The sequence below is a fragment of the Skermanella aerolata KACC 11604 genome (assembly GCF_000936425.1).
Classification (GTDB): Bacteria; Pseudomonadota; Alphaproteobacteria; order Azospirillales; family Azospirillaceae; genus Skermanella; species Skermanella aerolata.
Genome location: NZ_AVFK01000001.1, coordinates 385909 through 406639, shown reverse-complemented (window position 1 = coordinate 406639; position 20731 = coordinate 385909). Strand labels below are relative to the sequence as shown.

19 protein-coding genes are annotated in these 20731 nt (G+C 61.7%); 9 read left to right on the top strand and 10 right to left on the bottom strand.

Annotation, left to right across the window (positions count from 1 at the left end; genetic code table 11):
• The first annotated feature begins 42 nt into the window (after positions 1-42).
• The 5 genes from N826_RS01790 to N826_RS01770 all read left to right on the top strand — a co-directional run bounded on the left by N826_RS01790 (position 43) and on the right by N826_RS01770 (position 6221).
• Entirely contained in the window at positions 43-1560 is a 1518-nt protein-coding gene (locus N826_RS01790) for an ABC transporter substrate-binding protein (protein ID WP_084720410.1), read from the top strand.
• A 47-nt stretch (positions 1561-1607) separates the two neighbouring features.
• A complete protein-coding gene (locus tag N826_RS01785) occupies positions 1608-2549 on the top strand; it encodes an ABC transporter permease (RefSeq protein WP_044425581.1) in 942 nt (313 codons plus the stop codon).
• Between the two features lie 14 nt (positions 2550-2563).
• Positions 2564-3451, top strand: a complete 888-nt coding sequence (locus N826_RS01780; RefSeq protein ID WP_044425580.1) for an ABC transporter permease — start codon at positions 2564-2566, stop codon at positions 3449-3451.
• Positions 3452-3512: 61 nt separating this feature from the next.
• Complete coding sequence (locus N826_RS01775) at positions 3513-5312, top strand: gamma-glutamyltransferase family protein (protein WP_044425579.1); 1800 nt, start codon at positions 3513-3515, stop codon at positions 5310-5312.
• 96 nt (positions 5313-5408) lie between these two features.
• Entirely contained in the window at positions 5409-6221 is an 813-nt protein-coding gene (locus N826_RS01770; protein ID WP_044425578.1) for a sulfite exporter TauE/SafE family protein, read from the top strand.
• A 58-nt stretch (positions 6222-6279) separates the two neighbouring features.
• On the opposite strand, the gene N826_RS01765 is transcribed toward N826_RS01770, so the two are convergent.
• Complete coding sequence (locus N826_RS01765; protein WP_044425863.1) at positions 6280-6939, bottom strand: LuxR C-terminal-related transcriptional regulator; 660 nt, start codon at positions 6937-6939, stop codon at positions 6280-6282.
• A gap of 1110 nt (positions 6940-8049) precedes the next feature.
• Between N826_RS01765 and N826_RS01760 the strand changes: the two genes are divergently transcribed.
• Positions 8050-8724 (top strand): LuxR C-terminal-related transcriptional regulator, encoded by a 675-nt coding sequence (locus N826_RS01760; protein ID WP_244619413.1) that lies wholly within the window; start codon positions 8050-8052, stop codon positions 8722-8724.
• Between the two features lie 135 nt (positions 8725-8859).
• Here the strand turns inward: N826_RS01760 and N826_RS01755 are convergent, their stop codons facing one another.
• On the bottom strand, positions 8860-9540 hold the full coding sequence (locus tag N826_RS01755; RefSeq protein ID WP_044425576.1) for a LuxR C-terminal-related transcriptional regulator: 681 nt from the start codon (positions 9538-9540) through the stop codon (positions 8860-8862).
• A 759-nt stretch (positions 9541-10299) separates the two neighbouring features.
• Between N826_RS01755 and N826_RS44125 the strand changes: the two genes are divergently transcribed.
• Positions 10300-10476, top strand: coding sequence for a hypothetical protein (locus N826_RS44125; protein WP_169789274.1), 177 nt, complete (start codon positions 10300-10302; stop codon positions 10474-10476).
• Positions 10477-10536: 60 nt separating this feature from the next.
• On the opposite strand, the gene N826_RS01750 is transcribed toward N826_RS44125, so the two are convergent.
• The 8 genes from N826_RS01750 to N826_RS01715 all read right to left on the bottom strand — a co-directional run bounded on the left by N826_RS01750 (position 10537) and on the right by N826_RS01715 (position 19686).
• Complete coding sequence (locus N826_RS01750; protein ID WP_244619386.1) at positions 10537-12075, bottom strand: AAA family ATPase; 1539 nt, start codon at positions 12073-12075, stop codon at positions 10537-10539.
• A 214-nt stretch (positions 12076-12289) separates the two neighbouring features.
• Positions 12290-13486: an NAD(P)-dependent oxidoreductase gene (locus N826_RS01745; RefSeq protein WP_044425575.1), complete on the bottom strand. Its 1197-nt coding sequence runs from the start codon at positions 13484-13486 to the stop codon at positions 12290-12292.
• Positions 13487-13510: 24 nt separating this feature from the next.
• Positions 13511-14446 (bottom strand): glucose-1-phosphate thymidylyltransferase RfbA, encoded by a 936-nt coding sequence (gene rfbA, locus N826_RS01740; protein WP_186818055.1) that lies wholly within the window; start codon positions 14444-14446, stop codon positions 13511-13513.
• Positions 14446-15513, bottom strand: a complete 1068-nt coding sequence (locus tag N826_RS01735; RefSeq protein WP_044425574.1) for an NAD-dependent epimerase/dehydratase family protein — start codon at positions 15511-15513, stop codon at positions 14446-14448. The genes rfbA and N826_RS01735 overlap by 1 nt, the downstream gene beginning before the upstream one ends.
• Positions 15514-15887: 374 nt before the next feature.
• Positions 15888-16439 (bottom strand): dTDP-4-dehydrorhamnose 3,5-epimerase, encoded by a 552-nt coding sequence (gene rfbC, locus N826_RS01730; RefSeq protein ID WP_044425573.1) that lies wholly within the window; start codon positions 16437-16439, stop codon positions 15888-15890.
• 12 nt (positions 16440-16451) lie between these two features.
• On the bottom strand, positions 16452-17024 hold the full coding sequence (locus tag N826_RS01725) for a polysaccharide biosynthesis/export family protein (protein ID WP_044425572.1): 573 nt from the start codon (positions 17022-17024) through the stop codon (positions 16452-16454).
• A gap of 365 nt (positions 17025-17389) precedes the next feature.
• Positions 17390-18631 (bottom strand): outer membrane beta-barrel protein, encoded by a 1242-nt coding sequence (locus tag N826_RS01720; RefSeq protein ID WP_044425860.1) that lies wholly within the window; start codon positions 18629-18631, stop codon positions 17390-17392.
• 227 nt (positions 18632-18858) lie between these two features.
• Positions 18859-19686, bottom strand: coding sequence for an NAD-dependent epimerase/dehydratase family protein (locus N826_RS01715; RefSeq protein WP_044425571.1), 828 nt, complete (start codon positions 19684-19686; stop codon positions 18859-18861).
• Between the two features lie 175 nt (positions 19687-19861).
• On the opposite strand from N826_RS01715, the gene N826_RS01710 reads away from it, so the two are divergent.
• Together N826_RS01710 and N826_RS42775 are read left to right on the top strand one after the other, a co-directional pair.
• Entirely contained in the window at positions 19862-20206 is a 345-nt protein-coding gene (locus N826_RS01710; protein WP_044425570.1) for a hypothetical protein, read from the top strand.
• A gap of 53 nt (positions 20207-20259) precedes the next feature.
• A complete protein-coding gene (locus tag N826_RS42775) occupies positions 20260-20457 on the top strand; it encodes a hypothetical protein (protein ID WP_157599313.1) in 198 nt (65 codons plus the stop codon).
• Positions 20458-20731 lie beyond the last annotated feature (274 nt).

Genomic DNA, 20731 nt, shown 5'->3' with positions numbered 1-20731 from the left:
CGACCCGCCTGCGGACACGAAGAAAAACAGGGAGCTTTACGAATGAGCATCAGAACTTGGAAGGCCGGCCTGATGGCTGCCGGCATCATGGTCCTTGCGGCGACCGGCGCTTCGGCCCAGACGCTCCGGATCGGGTTGGCGGAAGATCCCGACATGCTCGATCCTGCGATGGCGAAGGCCTTCGTCGGCCGCATCGTCTTCACCGGCCTGTGCGACAAGCTGGTCGATCTGGCGCCCGACCTGAAGATCATTCCGCAGCTCGCCACCGAATGGTCGTGGTCCGACGACAACAAGTCCCTGACCATGAAGCTGCGCCAGGGCGTCACCTTCCATGACGGCGAGCCGTTCAACGCCGAGGCGGTCAAGTTCAACCTGGAACGATCGCTCAACAAGCCCGGCTCCGCCCGGCGCAGCGAGATCGTCGCGATTCAGACGATCGACGTGGTCGATCCGTACACCGTACGCCTGAACCTGTCGGCGCCGTCCGCTCCGCTGCTGGCGGCCCTGTCCGACCGGGCCGGCATGATGATCTCGCCCAAGGCCGCCCAGGCCGCCGGGGACAACTTCGCCCGCGCTCCCGTCTGTTCCGGCCCTTACAAGTTCGTCGAGCGGATCGCCCAGGACCGCATCGTGCTGGAGAAGTTCGACAAGCACTGGAATGCCGCCGCCTTCCCGGTCCAGCGGGTCGTCTATCTGCCGATCCCGGATACGACGGTGCGGCTGGCAAACCTTCAATCCGGCGGGCTGGAGATCATCGAGCGGACGGCCCCGGCCGATCTGCCGACGGTGCGTTCCGACAGTTCGCTGAAGCTGGAGCAGGCGACCAGCCTGGGCTACCAGGGCATCACCTTCAACATGGCGAACGGTCCACGTGCGGACAATGTCCTCGCCAAGGACGTCAAGGTTCGGCAGGCCTTCGAACTGGCGCTAGACCGCACCATCATCAATCAGGTCGGTTTCGAGGGCGAGCACACCATCGGCAACCAGCCGGTGGCGCCGAACAACCCGTTCTATGCCAAGACGGTCCCGGTGCAGGAGCGCGACCTGGAGCAGGCCAAAAAGCTGATGGAAGAAGCCGGCCATGGCCGGGTCAAGGTCGAGCTGATGACGCCGAACAACCCGGAGCAGCTTCGCGTCGCCGAGGTGATCCAGGCGCTGACCGGAGAAGCCGGGTTCGACGTTTCGGTCAACGCGACCGAGTTCGCCAGCGGACTGGACCGCCAGACCCGAGGCGACTTCGAGGCGTTCCTGATCGGTTGGAGCGGCCGGGCCGACCCTGACGGCAACACCCATAACTTCATCTCGTGCAAGGGCGGGCTGAACGACGGCAAGTACTGCAATCCCGAGGTGGACGCCCATCTGAACGCCGCCCGGACCACGAACGACCTGGAAGCCCGCAAGGCCGAATACCAAAAGGCGGCCGAACTGTACCTGGCCGACCATGAACGGATCTACCTCTACCATCAGAACTGGTTCTGGTCGCTGTCGTCCAAGGTCACGGGCTTCAAGCCGCATCCGGACGGCATGATCCGCCTGGAAGGCGTGTCGGTCGCCAAGTGACGTCCGCCCGGTAACGCTCCGTTCTCCGTAGAAGAAGGACCGCCCCCATGCTGGCCTTTATGGCGAGGCGCCTTGCCGTCAGCATCCCGACCCTGGTGCTGATCTCGCTGCTGGTCTTCTCGCTTCAGCTCCTGCTTCCCGGCGACCCGGCGCTCGCCATCGCCGGGGACGAGCGGACGCCCGAGATGCTGGCGTTCATCCGCGAGAAATACCATCTGAACGACCCGATCGTGGTCCAGTACTGGTACTGGCTGACCGGCGTCCTGTCGGGCGACATGGGGATCTCCATCCGCAGCCAGATGCCGGTGACGGAGCTGATCCTGACCAAGCTGCCGGTGACGCTCCAGCTCGGCATCATGGCGATGATCATCGCCCTTGCGATCGGCATTCCGGCCGGTATCATCTCGGCGGTCCGCAAGGGCAGCGCCTGGGATGTCGGGGCCAATGTGGTGGCGCTGTCCGGCATTTCCATCCCGAACTTCTGGCTCGGCATCATGCTGATCATGCTGGTGTCGGTCCAGTGGGGGCTACTGCCGGCGTCTGGCTATACCAGCCCGCTGGAAGACCCCGTCCGGAACATCCAGACCATGATCATGCCCGCCTTCGTGCTGGGCACCGGCATCGCGGCGATCATGATGCGGCACACCCGAAGCTCCATGCTGTCGTCGCTCCAGGCCGACTACGTCAGGACGGCGCGGGCCAAGGGTCTGTCGGAACGGATCGTCGTGCTGCGCCACGCCTTCCGCAACGCGCTGATCCCCGTCGTGACGCTGGGCACGCTGCAACTGGGGGAACTGCTGTCCGGTGCGGTGCTGACGGAGCAGATCTTCACGATCCCGGGCTTTGGCAAGCTGATCGTCGATGCCGTGTTCAACCGCGACTACGCCGTCGTGCAGGGGGTCGTGCTGTTCACCGGCACCGCCTTCATCCTGATGAACCTGCTGGCGGACATGCTGTATTTCCTGCTTAACCCCCGGCTTCGCGCCTGAGGGAGGATGCCATCATGAGCATATCCAACGCCGCCGCGACGGCGCCCGCCCCTGCCCGCACCGGCTGGTCGCAGTCGAGGGTATGGCGCCGGCTGCGGCGCAACCCGACGGCGCTGGCCGGCGGCGTGATCGTCCTGCTGTTCATCGCCATCGCCATCGCGGCGCCGCTGCTGGCGCCGTACGAGCCGAACGTATCCAGTTGGCTGACGGTGCGGAAGCCGCCGACGGCGGCGCACTGGATGGGCACCGACGATGTCGGGCGGGACGTCATGTCGCGTCTGATCCACGGCAGCCGCGCCTCGCTGTCGGCGGGCATCATCTCCGTCGCGATCGCCCTGCTGATCGGCGTGCCGCTGGGCGTCCTGGCCGGATATTACGGCGGCTGGCTGGATGCCGTGATCTCGCGCGTCACCGAGGCGGTTCTGGCCTGCCCGTTCCTGATCCTCGCCATCGCTTTGGCGGCGTTCCTCGGCCCCAGCCTGACCAACGCGATGATCGCCATCGGCATTTCGGCGGCGCCCATCTTCGTCCGGCTGGCGCGCGGTCAGGTACTGTCGGTCAAGACCGAGGACTACGTGCAGGGTGCAAGAGCGGTCGGGTGTTCCGACTTCAGGATCATCCGGCGCTACATCCTGCCGAACATCTTTCCGCCGCTGCTGGTGCAATCGACCCTGACTATCGCAACCGCGATCATTGCGGAGGCCAGCCTGTCGTTCCTCGGCCTTGGCCAGCAGCCGCCGGACCCAAGCTGGGGCAGCATGCTGAACACCGCCAAGAACTTCATCACGCAGGCGCCCTGGATGGCGATCTGGCCAGGCGTCGCGATCTTCGTCGTGGTGTTCGGCTTCAACATCCTGGGCGATGGGCTGCGCGACGCGCTCGATCCGCGCGACAGCCGCTGACGACATGAAGCTGACTGCAAGAAGCTGACTACAAGAATGATCTGAAAGGGACCCGCTCATCATGTTCACAACCCGTCCGGAAATCCAAGGCACCTTCGGCGCCGTCACTTCGACCCACTGGCTGGCGTCGGCCTCCGGCATGGCCGTTCTGGAAAAAGGCGGCAACGCCTTCGACGCGGCCGTTGCTGCCGGCTTCGTGCTCCAGGTGGTCGAGCCGCATCTGAACGGTCCCGCCGGCGAAGTGCCGATCCTGATCTACAACGCGCGGGAAGACCGGGTGCGGGTGATCTGCGGTCAGGGCACCGCCCCGGAAGCCGCGACCATCCAGGCCTATCGCGATCAGGGATTGTCGCTGGTGCCCGGCACCGGCCTGCTGGCCGCCGTGGTCCCCGGAGCCTTCGACGCGTGGCTGACCATGCTGCGCGATCACGGCACGATGGAACTGGCCGATGTTATCGAGCCGGCGATCTTCTACGCATCGGGCGGGCATCCGATGCTGGCGCGGGTGGCGCAGACGATCGAAACCGTCAGCGAGATGTTCAAGCAGGACTGGCCGACCTCGGCGGCGCTGTGGCTCCAGAACGGCTCCGTACCGAAGGCCGGCGCGCTATTCCGCAACTCCCAGCTTGCCGAAACCTATGGCCGGATCGTCCGGGAATCCCAGGGAGCCGCCACCCGCGAGGCCCGGATCGACAAGGCGCGCGACCTGTTCTACCGGGGCTTCGTCGCCGAGGCGATCGACAAGTTCTGCCGCACCAACGAGGTGATGGACGTATCGGGACGGCGCCACCGCGGGCTGCTGAGCGGCCAGGACATGGCCGGCTGGAAGGCGACCTACGAGGAGCCGCTGACCTACGACTACCGCAACTACACCGTCTGCAAAACCGGTCCGTGGGGCCAGGGTCCCGTCTTCCTCCAGCAACTGGCGCTGCTGAAGGGCTTCGACCTGGACAAGATGGACCCGAACGGCCCGGACTTTGTCCATACCGTGATCGAGTGCATGAAGCTGGCCTTCGCCGACCGCGAAGCCTACTACGGCGACCCGGACTTCGTCGATGTACCGGTCGAGACGCTGCTGTCCGATGCCTACAACGACGAACGCCGGAAGCTGGTCGGCAACACGGCCTCGCTGGAACTTCGTCCCGGAAGCATCCCCGGCTATGAGGGTCAGGCCGAACGTGCGGTGCCACGCGCCGCCGGCGGCGCCGGAGAAGCGGACCAGGGTGCCGGGGCCGGTGAGCCGACCATGGCGCATCTGGCGGAGGAAAAGGGCGAGAAGCGGGGCGATACCTGCCATGTCGACGTGATCGACCGCTGGGGCAACATGGTGTCGGCGACACCCAGCGGCGGCTGGCTGCAAAGCTCCCCCATCATTCCGGAACTGGGCTTCTGCCTGACCAGCCGCGCCCAGATGTTCTGGCTGGAGGAAGGCTTGCCGGCCAGTCTGGCGCCGCGCAAGCGTCCCCGCACGACGCTGACGCCATCGATGGCACTTCGAGACGGCAAGCCCTACATCGCCTTTGGCACGCCGGGAGGCGACCAACAGGACCAGTGGCAGCCGATCTTCTTCCTGCGCCATGTCCATTACGGGCTGAACCTGCAGGAAACGATCGACCAGCCACTGTTCCACACCGAGCATTTTCCCGGCTCTTTCTATCCGCGCGCCAGCCGACCGGGGAGCCTTGCGGTGGAAGCGAACCTGCCATCCGCGACCATTGAGCAACTGCAGCAAAAAGGGCATAACGTCGAGGTGATGCCGGAATGGTCGATCGGCCGTTTGTGCGCAGCATCCCGTGAAGATGGCGTGATCAAGGCCGCGGCGACGCCGCGCCTGATGCAGGCTTATGCGATCGGGAGATAAACAGACACTGTTCCTTCATCCGGCCGTTCCTCCCCACGGCGGGGAGGGACGCTTGGTAAAGGAAACGAGAGCGATGGTAATCAAGTGACCCCGGCAATGACTCAATTGGCCATCATGGCGGCCGTGCTGCTTGGGGTTGGACTTTTCGGAGGGGTGCTGGCGGGTCTGCTCGGCGTTGGCGGCGGCATCGTCATCGTACCGGTGCTCTACCACCTGCTGGACTTGATGGACATCGACAGCGACGTTGCGATGAAACTGGCGGTCGGCACGTCGCTGGCGACCATCATCCCGACATCCATCGTGTCGATGCGGTCGCACCTCCGGAAAGATGCGGTGGACGTGACGCTGCTGAAGAGCTGGGGACCGGCGATCGCCATCGGCGTCGTAATCGGCGCGGTTCTGATCGGCATCGTCGAGGGCGAGGTAATGATCGGCGTCTTCGCCGTCACCGCCGCCGCCGTCGCCCTTCACATGGCCTTCGCACCGGAAGGCCTGCGGCTGGCGGAGCAACTGCCGCGCGGCGTGTCGAGGTTCGGCATCGGCATGCTGATAGGCACGATATCTACGATGATGGGAATTGGCGGCGGCACGTTGACGGTGCCGACCCTTGTGCTGTGCAACTACCCAATTCGCCGCGCCGTCGGCACGGCGTCGGCCATCGGCCTGATCATCGCCTTCCCCGGTACCATCGGCGCCATCATAGGCGGATGGGGGTCGGACGAGTTGCCGCCATGGTCGCTGGGCAATGTCAGCCTGATCGCCCTAGTCATCCTGGCGCCGGCGACCATGCTGGCGGCCCCCTGGGGAGCGAAGCTGGCCCACAGCATCAAGACACGGAACCTGCGGCGCGTATTCGCCCTGTTCCTTGGGATCACGTCAGCGCGTATGTTCTTCGACCTGCTGACTTGAAACCGGCACTCCCCTGGAACGCAGTGCCGGGATTTGCGCCCCGGCACCATTCCGGACTTCAGCGCTGGAGTTCCGACGCGACGATCACGGCCTGGGTGCGGTTCTTCACGCCCAGGGACTTGAAGATCGCGGTGACGTGGATTTTGACCGTCCCTTCGGAAAGTCCGAGTTCATAAGCGATCTGCTTATTGGACTTCCCCTCGCGCAGGCAATTGAGAACCTCCCACTGCCGCTGGGTCAGTTGATGGCCGGATGCCATGCGGTCGCCGCCATGATCGTGGTCATGGTGCGAGATCGGCGTGGCCTTGGCCGCCACATCGGCATGGATGGCGGAAGGCGGAAGATAGATCCCTCCGGAGAACACTAGATTGATCGCGCTCAGCATGATCTTGACGCTGGACGACTTCGGGATGAACCCCGCGGCACCGGCATCCAGCGAGTTCCGGACGTCGGACTGGCTTTCCGACGCGGAAACCACGATAACGGGCGTGTCCGAAGCCGTCGTGCAGACCTGCTCAAGTCCCGAGAAGCCCGGCCAGCCCGGCATCTGAAGATCTATGAGGATCAGGTCGAAAACTTCATCAGGATTCTGAACGAGGTGCAGAACCTCGTCAAAAGTACTGGCGTCCGTGAATTTGGCATCGGCGCTCAATTGCTCGAGCAGACGGCGCAACCCCTCGCGGAACAGCAAATGGTCGTCACCAATCAAAATCCTCATCATCGCACCTCAAAGACCGCCACGCGCCGCGTACATCCAACACTTACCGGCATTCTATGGCCCAAACACAATAATGCAGCCCAAGGCGGAAAACATCCGGCACGAACGGGGCCATTCGAAGATTGAACATCTACCGATAGCCCAGTGTTCATCGCAGCAGCCAAGATCCCACCGATTCCATAACCGACCGGGCGACTTTCGTAGCAACTCTCGGACATATGCCTGAAAATCGCCGCTCGGCAATGCGTCCAGTCAATCATTACCAGAAGATATAGCATGTTCGGGAAAAAAGATGCATATCGATCGGGGAAATCGCACCAATTTTCCAAACTGGCAGAGCGGGCCCACGTAGCCCAGCCAGTGTCAACATATACTAAATAAAGGGGTATGAAGCTCCGAGGTCAGCTATGACGCCCCTGCTGTCTTGGCGGCCTGCTACTCCGCCTCCCCCCGATCCGGCAAGCCAACGGCCATCGGGGGAAATTGGATTATACCGTCTGTTCATTTGAAATGCTCGATTCCCTCGTGTCTTCATCAGTGCTCTATGAGTAAACTGAAGGCCACGCATTTCACCGAATAGTGCTGATACTTGTCATGTCGGCACTCACCGTTGGGTATGGCCTTCACCTAACGTTACGTGGCAGATCAATGATCTCTCAAGTACAATCTATTTGACACTTATCTTTGCCCCAGTCTGATGGGATAGCCTCTTCAGCGCAGCACAACCTAAGTTGGCATCAAGTCCGTACTTTTGCGCCACGACACACCGGATGGATTGCCACGATAAGCAAGAATATAACCTCATTGCTTTATTTTCGCACCGCAATCACTGCGATATTGTAAATTAACCAACCGCGCTGCTTTGGATTTTACTATAATATTCGCTCTAACTCCGGCGTTTGTCATAGAGCTTCTTAGCACCCTCAACTTTAATGCTTAGAGACTTTCGGAAATGACGAACTGCTCTTCGACAGACAGTCTTCACCCCTCGCGGTGCCCCGCCAGCCGGGACCTCGCGCCAAGAGTCAGAGCCGAACCATGCATGTGCACAATGAGCAAGCCGCCCGACATAAGCTGCCCCCCGGTTTGGATGATACCAGGTTGAACACAGTGACGCCCATGCATGTCTGCCTCGTCGTCGACGACGACACGATCGCCGACCACCTGGTCTCGGCCCTGGAACACGGCGGCCGACACCGGATATCCGTTTTTCACGATATTGCGGATCTTCAGCAAAGCAATATCACCCCCGACGCCATCCTGATCGGCGTCCAGCAGTTCGCGGCGCTGCGCGAGAACGAGCCGATGGTCTATCTTCGGCTTTCCCGGCGCAGCCGGATCGTGGTGGTGCTAAGCAGCCGAGAGTTGCTCGATGCAGCCCACATCCTCGCCTTCGCAGATGCCTGGGTCTTCCAGGACATCAACTCCGACCGGATCAACGAGCTGATCGACCTGGGACTGGAAGGGCACTGCCTCATGCCCAAGCAGTTCCTGTCCCGCCTCGGGGTGGACGAGATCAGGCTGACGCTTCTGCCTCGCCTCTCGGATGTCGAGTTCCAGACGCTGCTTCTTCTCGGCCAGGGGCTCAACAACCGGACGATCGCGGACCAGCTCGACCTGTCCGAAGCCGTCATCAAGTCGATGGTCAGAAGCGTCCTGTCGAAACTGCACTTCCGCAACCGCACCGAAGCCGGCGTCTTCGCGGCACGTCAGCAGCCATCGCTCGAACAGGCGCGGGGTTCGGAAACGCTGACGCCGCTGGCGATGCGCACTTCCGAAGGATGACAACCGGCGAAGGCTGACAACCGGCGAAGGCTTTGCCAACCAGACAGGGCCCGACGGCGATCGGGCTGGACAGAAAAGAGGCCGGCCCCTTGTACACGGGAAACCGGCCCTCTTTCCTTACGATACGGCAGTGCTTCAGGCGATCGATGCCGCGGCGCTACCGGTCAGCTCTCCGCCGATGCCGTTGTTGAGCGCCCAGATGGCCGCCTGTGTACGGTTTGAGGCATTGATCTTGCGCAGCAGGCTCTTCAGGTGAACCTTGACGGTCGCTTCCGTGATGTTCAAATGGTTGGCGATCATCTTGTTGCTGTCGCCGTTGAGCAGGCACCGCAGGATCTGAACCTCGCGCTGTGACAGGCCCTTTCGCGAGATCGGCATTTCGAGCCCGTTGCCGTTGACCCGGCCGCTGATGAGAAGTGCGGCCAGATGGGTCGGGAATACCTTCTCGCCCATCATCACCAGCCTCAGCGATTGAGCCAGGGCATCGGCCGAAAGGTCTTTCATGAGGTAACCGTCGGCGCCCGCCTCAAGTGCGTTCGCCAGACGACGCGTGCAAAGGTCGGTCGTCAGAACGACCATCCTGGTGTCCGGCAGCAATGCCCGCAGACGCCGCATAGCCTCGGCTTCGTCGTCGCCGCCATTGACCAGATCGAGCAGGACGAGCTGAGGCCGGAGCCCCGACTCGGCGATGGCGACGCCTTCACGGATGTTGCCCGCTTCGGCAACGATCTGGAAGGGAGAGTCATCCAGCAGGCGCTTGAGCCCCTCCCGGAAAAGTTTGTTGGAATCGATCAGGAAAGCTTCGATACGTTGCATAGTCTGCTCCCGCGCTGAAAGGCTATTGGGTTTTTTCTTGCGCCATCTTGGTCGATCGACCGGTTACCGCTACCCGACCAGTGGCATTTCAAGGCTGACCCCTTCTCTCTTTCGGATGAAATTACCCCAGCGAAGCATCAGCAGGATACCTCCCTAATGGAGTACATTCCGCGCGCATTGGACATATGCCAACGTTTGTCGAGAAGTAGGGTAGCCTATTCGCCATTTTTTCTCTGAAATAGCGGTGATACAACGCACAAGATATTCTATTGTGCCGTCTGACGGTGCAAACGGCCTTGTCTGATCTTGCGACGTTACGTTCAACTACTGCATTCTTGCGCACATACTGCACTGCAACATGTCGGCGGTCAATATCACAATGCGTCAATATCATCGAACTGGTGACTGCTTTACTCCAAACGACTTCCACAGGACTTGGAATGAGCCTTGAACGTGTCAGTAAAAGGGCAAGCGTCATCTCTCAGCATAACTTGCTGTATGCTTAAACCATGCGACTGGCGTGCCGGAGTGAAGCTGCCGCAAATCGCTGCAAATATGGTTAATATAAATTTACGTTTGCCGCCAGCCTTGGGTGTGCCGAAGTACCCCGTCATCGCATCATTATAGGAAGGTGCGATGTTTTGAGCACACATCCGGCCAATATCTTCCCCAAACGGGTAGGGATAATGGCGAAAATCAGGCAAACACCATCGCGCCCGGCGGCATGGCGCGGCGAACCGGAAAGAGTCTTAGGGGAAGATGACACCGCTACAAGGGATCGGTCTGGCCGTTGCGGCCTATCTGGCGCTGCTTGCGCGAAGCGCCTGGAAGCAGGGAGAAATGCGGCAGTTCATGATGAGCTGCCTGGTACTCATCCTGCTATTCGGCCTCATCGTCTCGGTAATCGCCGGCTATGTCTGGTGGCATGGACGGTAGGAAGTGCCGAGTGGAGCGCCGCGGACGCTCCACTCGGGTGATGGTGGTGGCCAGGCTTGGTCAGATCAGGCCGCGATCCCTCGCCTGGCGCATCAGTACGTACTGCCGCATCATCTGATTGCGGAACCGATAGCGGAAGCCGCCGGGTTCCACGATGCGCTGGAGCACGCCTCCCCGTTCGTCGTCGCTGAGCCGGCTGAGCGGATACTGGAGCGACAGAAGCGGCAGCGGCTCGCCGTCGACACGGACCGGAACCTGGGCCATATCTCCGGGGTGGAAGCTGCCGTAGTCGTCCGACCGGCACTGAGCGGCCACGTACAGGACGTCGGCGAACGAAGCCTTCCGGTCGGGACCGAGCGCCTTGTTGTAGGCCTCGATGATGCCGCGCTCCGCTTCCTGGACGCAGCGGGCGACCGCATAGACCAGATCGCTGTCGCCGACCTGGGTCGCACCCCGGCTGACCGCGCTTCGGGCAGCATGGAGCGACAGAAGCTGCGCATAATAGGGCAGCCCCTTGGCGAGCATGACGATCAGGTCGCGGACTTCGTCGCTGAAGCCGACGCCGGCGGACTCGGAGCCGGCGACGATGATCCGGTCGATCTCCTTGTCGCTCATCAGCGGTAGGTGGACCGCCACCAGCGAACGCTGGATGGATGGATGCTTACCCATCAGCTGGTCGAGGCTTTCCGCGACGCCGACGATGAACACGGTTACGGGGATCGAGCTGTCCGTCAGGTTCTTGATCAGTTCGGCCAGTTTGTTCCGCAGGTCCTCGCTGGTCACGCGGTCGTACTCGTCGAGCACGAGCAGGACATGGGCGCCCTGGATCTCGGCGAGCACGTCGTTCAGCTCGGTCACGCTGAACGAGCCTTCCGGCAGCAGCTCGTCGAAGCTGGACATGGTGCGCCGTGCCGCGAAGGGATTGTCCACTTCTGAGCGGTAGAACGTGCCCGGGATGCGCCGAAGGAAGTTGCGGAAGACATCCTCGAAGCTCAGCTCGGCGCTGCAGGTCAGCTTCAGCGTGAAGTAGCCGGCTTGCGAGGCGATCTGCTGGATCGCGTTGGCAAGCGAGGTCTTGCCGCGGCCGCGGTCGCCGAACAGGACGACATGGGCGCGCTCTTCCTCGATCGCGGCGATGATCCGGCGCAGGGTGTTGAGGCGCCCGACGAACAGGGAGTTGACTTCCTGCTTGGGACGGGTCGGCGTGAAGGCTTCGCGCAGCGCCTTGTTCAGCTCGGGCGTCAGGCCCGGCAGATTGCCGCTGGCGCGCGATCGAAGCGTTCCCGCTACCGGCAGGGAGAAGCGCGGCAGTTCCAGGTCTTCGTCGTCGGCCTTGCGGCTACGCTCCGCCGGCTTGCGGGCTTGCGGCTCGTCGCCCTTGCGGGCATGCAGCAGGTCGGTGGCCGACCGCATCATGAAAGCGCGGTCTTCCTGGACTGCTCCGGCCTGGACCGAGGGGGTCTGCCGGTGGGTGCGCGGCTGATCGTCTTCATAGCTGGACTGGCGCGCGGGCTGGCCGTCGTCCTGATAGTCGTCCAAATCGGGATCGTCGTCGGGACCGCCAAGATCGGACACCAGACGGGGGCCGAACGGTGTCACGCGCGGATCCAGATCCGGCCGGACATTCTCACCTGAGCCGGCCTCACCGAACTGGGGATTACGCCGTTTCCGGAAAAAGTTACGCATACGTCGGTTTTACCTTTGAACACGTTGATGCCACGACCAAGCCCTGGAACCGCATATCTTCCAATTTGGGGCACCGGGCAGGTTCCCTCCGGGGTGCTTTGGTATATACCTCGGAGGGAACCGGTCCTCAGGAAGCGAGAGCCGACTTCTTTTCGGCCTCGCCGGACTGCCCGCTGAGGACCGACCGCTCGATGTCCTTCCAGGCGCGGAGCGCCAGGCTGTCGGGTAGTTCGACGTCGTCCATGCCGATGATGTCGCCGCGCTTCAGCGGACGCTTGATTACGGCATCGGCCAGCAACCCGATCGGAACGTGCCCGGCCGTGTCAACGATCCGGACCGCCTCGCCCCTCACGTCGAAGCTGCCGATACCGGACGCGATCTTGTCGCCCGGCTTCAAGTCGCGCTTGACCACGGTGCAGACGCTGGCCACCGGGCGGGCGGAGTTGTCCAGCAGGATGCGGCCCTGGTTCATGACGCGCTTAATCGTCCGGAGGATTTCCAGGTGCACGAAGATATTGTGCTTCAGGACGACATAATAAGGGCCGTCGCCGAGTTTAAGGTACCGCAGGGCGCCTTTCTGACGCGGATCGTGCTTGCCGACGACGAAGACGCCATGCGGCAGCTTGAGCGACAGGACGTAGTCGGCGATCGGCTTGCCCAGTTTCTCGGCGGCTTCGGCGAGGGCGCTGCCTCCCGTGCGCAGGTCGTCGTCGGGCACGCCCAGCAGGCCGGGCTTCGCGACTTCGGCGCCGAGGCCGTTGGCGACGAAGGCTTGCTCGATCTGGACCTTGGTGCCGTCGGTGAAGGAGGTCACCATCGGAAGGCTGATGCCGCTCCGGTTGCCCCAGTAGGTCATGTCCTCGAGCGTCGGGTCCTGGTTCAGGAAGCCCTTGATGTTGCCGTACACCAGCGGCTCGAAGCCCATGTCCAGGACCTCTTCCTTCAATGCCGCCTGACAGCCGGGCTGATCGCCTTCGGCCTCGGTGACCAGACCCTTGCCGACGAAGTAGGAGCCGGCAGTGATGTGGAACTCCGAGTTCATCGTGACGACGGGCAGGTTGGCGCTGAGCGCCGCCGCCACCACGTCGGTCGCGTGGATGGCATCGCCGGTGCATTCCAGCACGACGTCGGAATTCTCGATCAATTCGGCAAGCGAGTTGGTCAGCAGTTCCGGACGCGGAAAGCCGGTGCAGCCGTCGACCGGCCGCCGGGTCAACACGCGGGAAGCCTTGAAGCCTTCCTGCCGGTCCAGGGCCATGATGAAGTGCGAGGAAATAAACCCGGTGCCCACAACACCGATCCGAACAACCGGACTGTCCATCATATCAATCTCCTTTAGGGGCGCCGGTCAGACGACGGCGCCCGAATAGTCAACGTTTTCACTGTCAGATTTGAATTCCGGCTGCCAGCCGGAGAAATCCTGTTCCATCAGCCGCAGCAGATACTTGCCGTAGCCCGACTTCATCAGCGGCGCCGCCAGCGTGTTCAACTGGGCGTCGTCGATGTAACCCATGCGCCAGGCGATCTCTTCGGGGCAGGCCACTTTCAAGCCCTGCCGGGCCTCGATCACCTCGATGAAGTTGCCGGCGCCCAGCAGGCTGTCGTGGGTTCCGGTATCGATCCAGGCGGTGCCGCGTCCGAGCAGTTCGACCGAGAGTTGACCGCGCTCCAGGTAGACGCGGTTGAGATCGGTGATCTCAAGCTCGCCGCGCGGGCTCGGCTTCAGGTCCTTGGCGATGTTGACGACATCGCTGTCGTAGAAGTAGAGGCCGGTGACCGCGAAGTTGGACTTGGGCTTGGCGGGTTTCTCCTCGATGTCGGTGACCCGGCCGGTGTGGTCGAAGGCAACCACGCCGTAGCGTTCCGGATCGGCGACCTGATAGGCGAAGACCACGCTGCCCTGGGTCACCTTGGCCGCCCGCTGGAGGCGGTCGGTGATGCCGTAGCCGAAGAAGATGTTGTCGCCCAGGATCAGCGAGACCGGATCGTTGCCGATGAAGTCCTTGCCGATGATGAAGGCTTGCGCCAGCCCGTCGGGGCTGGGCTGGACCGCATAGCTGATGTTCATCCCCCACTTGGAACCGTCGCCCAGGAGCCGGGCGAACAGGTCCCGGTCCTGGGGGGTGGTGATGATCAGCACGTCCCGGATACCCGCCAGCATCAGCGTGGTCAGCGGGTAGTAGATCATCGGCTTGTCATAGACGGGAAGAAGCTGCTTGCTCACCACGCTGGTGATGGGAGCAAGCCGCGTCCCCGACCCGCCGGCCAGGATGATCCCTTTCATTATTCCGCAGCCTCGGACCGGCGCAGGGCGTCGATTTCAGCTTCCGGAATATCGAAAATGCCGCCGTACAGCTCGACTTTGCGGATGATCTCGTGCCACTTGACCAGATTCTTGTACCAGTCGAGCGTGATCGTCTCGGTGGTCCGGTCCAGTTCGCCGCTGTCGAGCTTGGCAGCGATCTCGCGGATGCCGTCCTGGGCGACCAGCTTGGCCTTCCAGCCGAGCGCTTCGATCTTGTCGAACGAGACGCGGTAGGACCGGGTGTCGGCATCGCCGTACCACTCGATCTCGACCTTGTTCGGCAGGGTATCGACGACGATCTGGGCGAGCTGGCCGAGCTGGTAGTTGTTCGCTTCGGAACCGACGTTGAAGATCCGGCCGTTCACCTTTTCCGCGGGTGCCGTCAGCATGAAGATCTGGGCCGACGCGGTGTCGCGGACATGGACCATCGGACGCCACTGGCTGCCGTCGCGCATCAGCGGAAGCACGTTGGTCTTCCAGGCGCCATAGGTCATGCCGTTGATCGCGAGGTCGAGACGCATGCGTGGGCTGTAGCCGTACACGGTGGACTGGCGCAGCACGATGACGGTGAACTTATCGTCGGCCAGCGGCAGAACGCCGTGCTCGGCCTGTTCGTTCGCCTTGGCGTACGTGGTCAGCGGGTTGGTCGGTGTTTCCTCGTTGGCAATGACGCCGTCCGGCTGGAAACCGTAGATGCTGCAAGAAGACGGCAGGATGTAGCGCTTGACGCCGGCCTGCTTGGCCAGCTCGGCGCACCGCACCCGGGCCTTGTGGTTGACGGCCCAGGTGACGTCCTGGAACAGTTCACCGCTGGGATCGTTGGAAATGGCAGCCAGATCGATGACCGCGTCGATACCCGCGAAATCCTCGACCTTCAGGCGGCGTACGTCCTCCCGGACCATTTCCAGGTCGGGATGGGACTTCAGAAGTTCATGACCGAAAAAGAACCGGTCGACCGCACGCACGGCATAGCCCTGCTCGAGCAGCATCGGAACCAGGGAAGTGCCGATATAACCGCCGGCGCCGGTGACCATCACACGCTGCATAATCTATTCCTCGGCTGGTGCAAAGTTGGGCAAAGCACAGACCCGCGATTCCCGCGATAAATGAAAAACCTGTGCGATGACGTTATTGTGTTCGGGTCCGTATAAAGACCGGGCATCCACATTAGCGGACTGTGCCCATATTAAGCGAAGATCTGCGTTGCTACAGCTATCGCTTCGGTAGTTACTCGATATAATCGAACGGGAGTGCGGAGCATTCGTTCCGTATTCTCTGAAGAGGGAAACGGGGTGCTCTTATCAGGCTCCCCCGTTCACTCGTTCTTATTCCCGTGCGATACTCTCTAACGGGTGCCCTCTTTGAGATCGGCCGAAGAGAACACCCGCATTTGGAAGATGTCGGAGGAAACGTATATTCGTCAGAAGGTGTCCGGCAGATCGCGAAGGCGCGGCTGCACTTTGTCCTTGTCCGACAGAACGGCGTCTTCAGCCGAAACCGGCCATTCTATCCCCAGGTCGGGATCGTTCCACAGCAAGCCGCGGTCGTGACTGGGCGCGTAGAAGTTGGTCACCTTGTAGATGACCTCCGTATCCGGCTCGAGCGTCACGAAGCCGTGGGCGAACCCCGCGGGAACCAGGATCTGGCGGCCTGTTTCGGCATCCAGCCGAGCCGAGACGTGCTGGCCGAAGGTCGGGGACCCACGGCGCAGATCGACCGCGACGTCCAGGATGGCGCCTTTCACGACCCGGACCAGCTTGTCCTGGGCATAGGGTTCGAGCTGGAAATGCAGTCCCCGGATCGTGCCGGCGGGAGCCGACAGCGAGTGGTTGTCCTGCACGAATTCCTTGGTGAACCCGATGCCTTCCAGCACTTTCCTGTTGTAGGTTTCGACAAAGAAGCCGCGATGATCGCCGAACTTACGCGGCGTCAGCAGCTTCACGTCCGGAATGGCCGTTTCGACGATTTCCATGGATGACCCGGATCAGAAGAAGCGTTCGGGGATGCGCACGACGTCGTCGGGCAGCACCTGGGTATTGATGGGCGCACGGCGCTCGATCTTCTCGGCGTCGGTGCCGCGGGTGATCAGGATGTAGTCCTGCTGGCCGCGATAGGTGTAGCCGCCGGCCATCGCGACTGCGGTGGTCGCGGTCATGCCGTTGACGTAGGGATACTGGCCGGGCTTGGTGACTTCGCCGATGATGTAGAACGGACGGAAGGTCACGACTTCGGCGCTGACCCGCGCATCGCGGACGTAACCTTCGTTCAACTTCTGGGCGATGCCCATTTCAAGCTGACGAGCTGTCTTTCCCTTGGCGTTTATTTCGCCAACGAGCGGCATCGCGACATAACCGGCACCATCGACGCGGAAAGTGCCCGAAAGCTGCTCCTGGCCGAATACAGTGACGCGGACTTCGTCGCCGGCGCCCAACTGATATTCGCCAACAGAGGCGGTTTGTGTTTCGAGCGGCGCGTTCGAGCCGGTATTCTGGCACGCCGCCAGTGCAACCGCCACGACGCAACCCGTCGCGACTTTCTTCCAGGTAGCAAAAAACATCGGTTCCTCTTCTCTGGGCCTTGCCGAATAGTCTGGGCCGGACCGTTTGGCTTGCCGGAGCGTCCATCGGCTCATGTCCGACAGCGGTCCCAAGCAATCCCTTACGACCACACGAATACTATCGGTAATGGCGCTAAACTGAAAAAGAGTAGAGGAATTAAGCCGATGGCAGTACGGAAGGACAATCAATAATCTTTTTCAAGGCATCACTGATATTCCTCGGCGCTACCGAAATAACGGACTGACCATGCCACTTTTGTTCTAGCCTGATAATTATCTCCAATACCGGAAATTTCGAGTTAGCTGAAACGAAAACGGCGCCTGCGATGCAGGCGCCGTCTCGTTCGGATAGCGATTTTTCCCGATTAGAGCTGAGCGCCGAGCCGCAGCAGGAACAGGTTCCGGTCATAATCCTCACCTGGCAGGTTCGAATCACGGGTCGAATAGCTGTAGGTGCCGCGCAGATAGAAGTTGCGGTTGATGTTGTAGGTCGCGCCGGCCTGGAGCAGGTAGAAATCCTCCTCCTGGGGGGTGTTCTGATAATCGTCCATCTGGTACTGAGCAAGCGCCGACAGCACCACGTTGCGCAGCAACTCGTGATCGACGCCGACCTGGAAGGTCGTGCGGTCGCGCGGCGAGGGAACGGCGCCGAAGCCTTCCTCGACCCCGCGGGTGACGTTGCCGCTGATCGAGGTCAGCTGAGTGACCGCGTAGTCGAGTTGCAGACCGTAGGCCAGCCCCGTGAAGTTGCTGAACTGCGACTCGTCGTAGCTGCGGCTCAGATAGCCGACGAAGATCTCGCCGGTCAGCAGGTTGGTCAGGTCGAGCGTCGTGCCGACGACGGCCTCGTAGGTGTCGCTGTCGGGCTTGACCGTTCCGTTGTCGTATTCGGTCCGGGTATAGGTGACGCGCAGGAACGGCTGGTAGCCCGGATAAAGATCGTAGCCGACCTGACCCGTGGCGGAATAAGCCCACTTGTCCCGGTTGTCCTGATCCAGCGTCGTCCCCGTGATCGACGCGACGTCGTCGTAGTCCTCGTTCTCCGCCCCGACACCGACGCGGCCGATCACACGGTTGAACCGATGCTGATAAGCCAGTTCGGCATTGGTCCGGGCAAAATCGATCGGTTCGCTGGCAGCCGTCGGCGAATCGGGGTCGCCACGATCCTCGTGCAGCTTGCGATAGGAGAGATCCCCGGTCAGGAACGAGTCTCCGGTGACGTCCAGCCGGCCGCCTCCGGTGAAGAAGTAGTCGACATAGTTTTCACTGGTATTGTCGACGTAGCGACCGACGTCGGCGCCGGCGCTGAACCGCAGGGCATGCCGGCTGAAGTCGGACTGCACCGTGACGGTCGGGAGAACCTGAAACAGGAAGTCGCCTTCCTTGTCGTTCTCGGTCGCGAACACGTTGTCGTCGTAGGTCGTGCCAAGCTCGACCTTCGGGAAGATCAGGAAGCTGCCGGCACGGATACCCAGCGGGTCGAGTTCGGGCTTGGGGCGCTCAAGGACGCTTGCACCGCGTCGCAATTCCTGGGCGATAACCGTGGTGCTGGTCCCTGCCAGCAAGACAGCAGCGCCAACGACCAGTGGCAAAGTCTTAATCTTCATCGCCCCCACCGAATACGGAATTCCATTGAACATATAAAAAGCCTTTCGACCGGTTTTGCCCACCGGCCTGAAGTCAATGAAGCGAGAAACCGCGCGTTAGGCAACTACGCCGACAAGCATGCGCTCCTTTGAGCGCACAGTGTGCTCAAAGGATCACATATTACCTTCTTCATAGAGCACTGTCGGGGATCGCTCGAGTCTTTAAGAAGGCACGCCGCATGGCGGATTCAGTGGCCGCCTGCTGTTTCGGCTTTGTTCAGGCGCCGCCCGAGGCTGCGGCAGTATTCCGGAAGGGCACCGGCCGGCCAGTACCAATCGGTAGCAGCCCGCAACTTGCGAACGTCGAGCACGAATTCATCATGGACTCGGGGAGACGAAATGACGAGCTCGCCGCGCCCGAACCCTTCGATCACCCAAAGCGCCAGACGCCCCACTTCGACCGAGGCACCCGAGCCGATGTTGAAGACGCCGGCGAAGTCATGGTTCAGGACAGACCTGATCGCGGCGGCGACCTGTTCGATCGGCAGGAAGTCACGCTGGACGAATGGACTGACGTCGAGGACCACCCTGCCCTCTTCGGCAAGGCGCCCGAGCACCATGCTCATGAAACTGGGACGGGACGATTGGCGGTCGTAACCGACGACGTTGCCGATCCGCAGGACCGTCAGCCTGTCACCCAGCAGGTTGGACAGCAGACGCTCGATCGTCAGCTTGTTGCGGCCATAGGCATCGACGGGCCCCAGCGGCGACATCTCCGACGCGCCGAACGCATGATCGGGCGCATAGACCTTGCGGGTGCTGATCATGACGTAGCGCAGCCCAAGTTCCGCCGCCGCACGTCCCAGACGCAGGTCGATGTCCAGGTCCGCCCGGTACGGACCATTCCGAAGATCCGGATGGAAAGCGAAATTGACGATTCGTCCGACACCGTTCAGCAGGTCGGGCCGATCCAGTTCGTCATGCCCGACGAAGCGGCAGTCCGCCACGCCGCCATGATCCCGGAAGGCCCTGGCAAGCAGGCTGTTGCGTCCGACGATCAGGGTAGCGTCAGCCATCGGTCCTCTCGGCTTGTTTCGAACTGGGCCAGCGCACGCAGGGTCGCGGCATCATAGGCATCGCGATGTCAGGCGCTACGACGCAATGGAAGAAAGTTCAGGGGATAGGGATCAAACCGAAAGGATAATTAAGATTATCATTGTATTCTATCAATCCACAGATTGAGGTTGGTCCATGACATCGACTCCAGCACCGGCGAAAAGGCGGCTGACATATCAAGTTTCCGTACGCAGACGCGACAAATGGAGCGTCGCCTGCACCAGCGATGGCCTCGATAAGGCGCTGACGGAAGCGAAGGGCGCCCTGGGAACCGGAAAATTTCAAAAAGTGAAGGTCGAGCAGAGCTTTACCGATCCAGCATCGAACCGCACCGTCGCAACCGTCATCTTCGAAGAGGCCGGGCGTCCCGCGCCGGTCAGGGCCGGATTGAGCGTGCCCATGCTGCTGTTGATCTCCGTGCTGCTCGGTATCGCCATGTTCTTCGCCACGCGCTTCCTGATCCACGCATATTCCGGCTGAACCTTTTGACCGGTACGCCCTTGTTGCTTTCATAACCAGCAAGGAGACCGGTAATGGCCGAGGAACAGAACAAGGATGTTAGAAAACCGGATGAGCGTCCGGTTTCGCCCCGCCATCCCAATGACGACGCCATGCCGCCCTATGCGCCGGGTGGCGTCCCGGAGCCGTCCGGCGACGGAGAGGAAGCGGCGGGTGAGATCGAGGAACGGGAAGTCCCGCCATCCAGTTTTCCACCCAAGCGAGACCCTTGAGTCGCTGCGCCGGCCGGTCGAGCCGTTCATCTCAGGAGAGCGGGTGATCGAGTCAGAAGCGTCGGAGCGCTCCGCCGCCGGCAAGCCCAGCCCCGCCGGTTCGGAAAAGCACCTCCAGGCGCCTGCATCTCGCCCGTCTACGGTACGACAGTAGGCTCGATCGTCACCATCGCTCAAACAGCGTGGCAACAATGCAACATCGAAATGAGAAACTGGGTGTTTCGCCTGAGTATCCGTCGGTTCGGTATTGCATCGAACCGCGCAATCATTAATT

Bases quoted from the DNA above. Each gene is read 5' to 3' on its own strand.
- N826_RS01790 (WP_084720410.1), top strand. From the start codon at position 43: ATGAGCATCAGAACTTGGAAGGCCGGCCTGATGGCTGCCGGCATCATG.
- N826_RS01785 (WP_044425581.1), top strand. From the start codon at position 1,608: ATGCTGGCCTTTATGGCGAGGCGCCTTGCCGTCAGCATCCCGACCCTG.
- N826_RS01780 (WP_044425580.1), top strand. From the start codon at position 2,564: ATGAGCATATCCAACGCCGCCGCGACGGCGCCCGCCCCTGCCCGCACC.
- N826_RS01775 (WP_044425579.1), top strand. From the start codon at position 3,513: ATGTTCACAACCCGTCCGGAAATCCAAGGCACCTTCGGCGCCGTCACT.
- N826_RS01770 (WP_044425578.1), top strand. From the start codon at position 5,409: ATGACTCAATTGGCCATCATGGCGGCCGTGCTGCTTGGGGTTGGACTT.
- N826_RS01765 (WP_044425863.1), bottom strand. From the start codon at position 6,939: ATGAGGATTTTGATTGGTGACGACCATTTGCTGTTCCGCGAGGGGTTG.
- N826_RS01755 (WP_044425576.1), bottom strand. From the start codon at position 9,540: ATGCAACGTATCGAAGCTTTCCTGATCGATTCCAACAAACTTTTCCGG.
- N826_RS44125 (WP_169789274.1), top strand. From the start codon at position 10,300: ATGACACCGCTACAAGGGATCGGTCTGGCCGTTGCGGCCTATCTGGCG.
- N826_RS01745 (WP_044425575.1), bottom strand. From the start codon at position 13,486: ATGATGGACAGTCCGGTTGTTCGGATCGGTGTTGTGGGCACCGGGTTT.
- rfbA (WP_186818055.1), bottom strand. From the start codon at position 14,446: ATGAAAGGGATCATCCTGGCCGGCGGGTCGGGGACGCGGCTTGCTCCC.
- N826_RS01735 (WP_044425574.1), bottom strand. From the start codon at position 15,513: ATGCAGCGTGTGATGGTCACCGGCGCCGGCGGTTATATCGGCACTTCC.
- rfbC (WP_044425573.1), bottom strand. From the start codon at position 16,439: ATGGAAATCGTCGAAACGGCCATTCCGGACGTGAAGCTGCTGACGCCG.
- N826_RS01725 (WP_044425572.1), bottom strand. From the start codon at position 17,024: ATGTTTTTTGCTACCTGGAAGAAAGTCGCGACGGGTTGCGTCGTGGCG.
- N826_RS01720 (WP_044425860.1), bottom strand. From the start codon at position 18,631: ATGAAGATTAAGACTTTGCCACTGGTCGTTGGCGCTGCTGTCTTGCTG.
- N826_RS01715 (WP_044425571.1), bottom strand. From the start codon at position 19,686: ATGGCTGACGCTACCCTGATCGTCGGACGCAACAGCCTGCTTGCCAGG.
- N826_RS01710 (WP_044425570.1), top strand. From the start codon at position 19,862: ATGACATCGACTCCAGCACCGGCGAAAAGGCGGCTGACATATCAAGTT.
- N826_RS42775 (WP_157599313.1), top strand. From the start codon at position 20,260: ATGGCCGAGGAACAGAACAAGGATGTTAGAAAACCGGATGAGCGTCCG.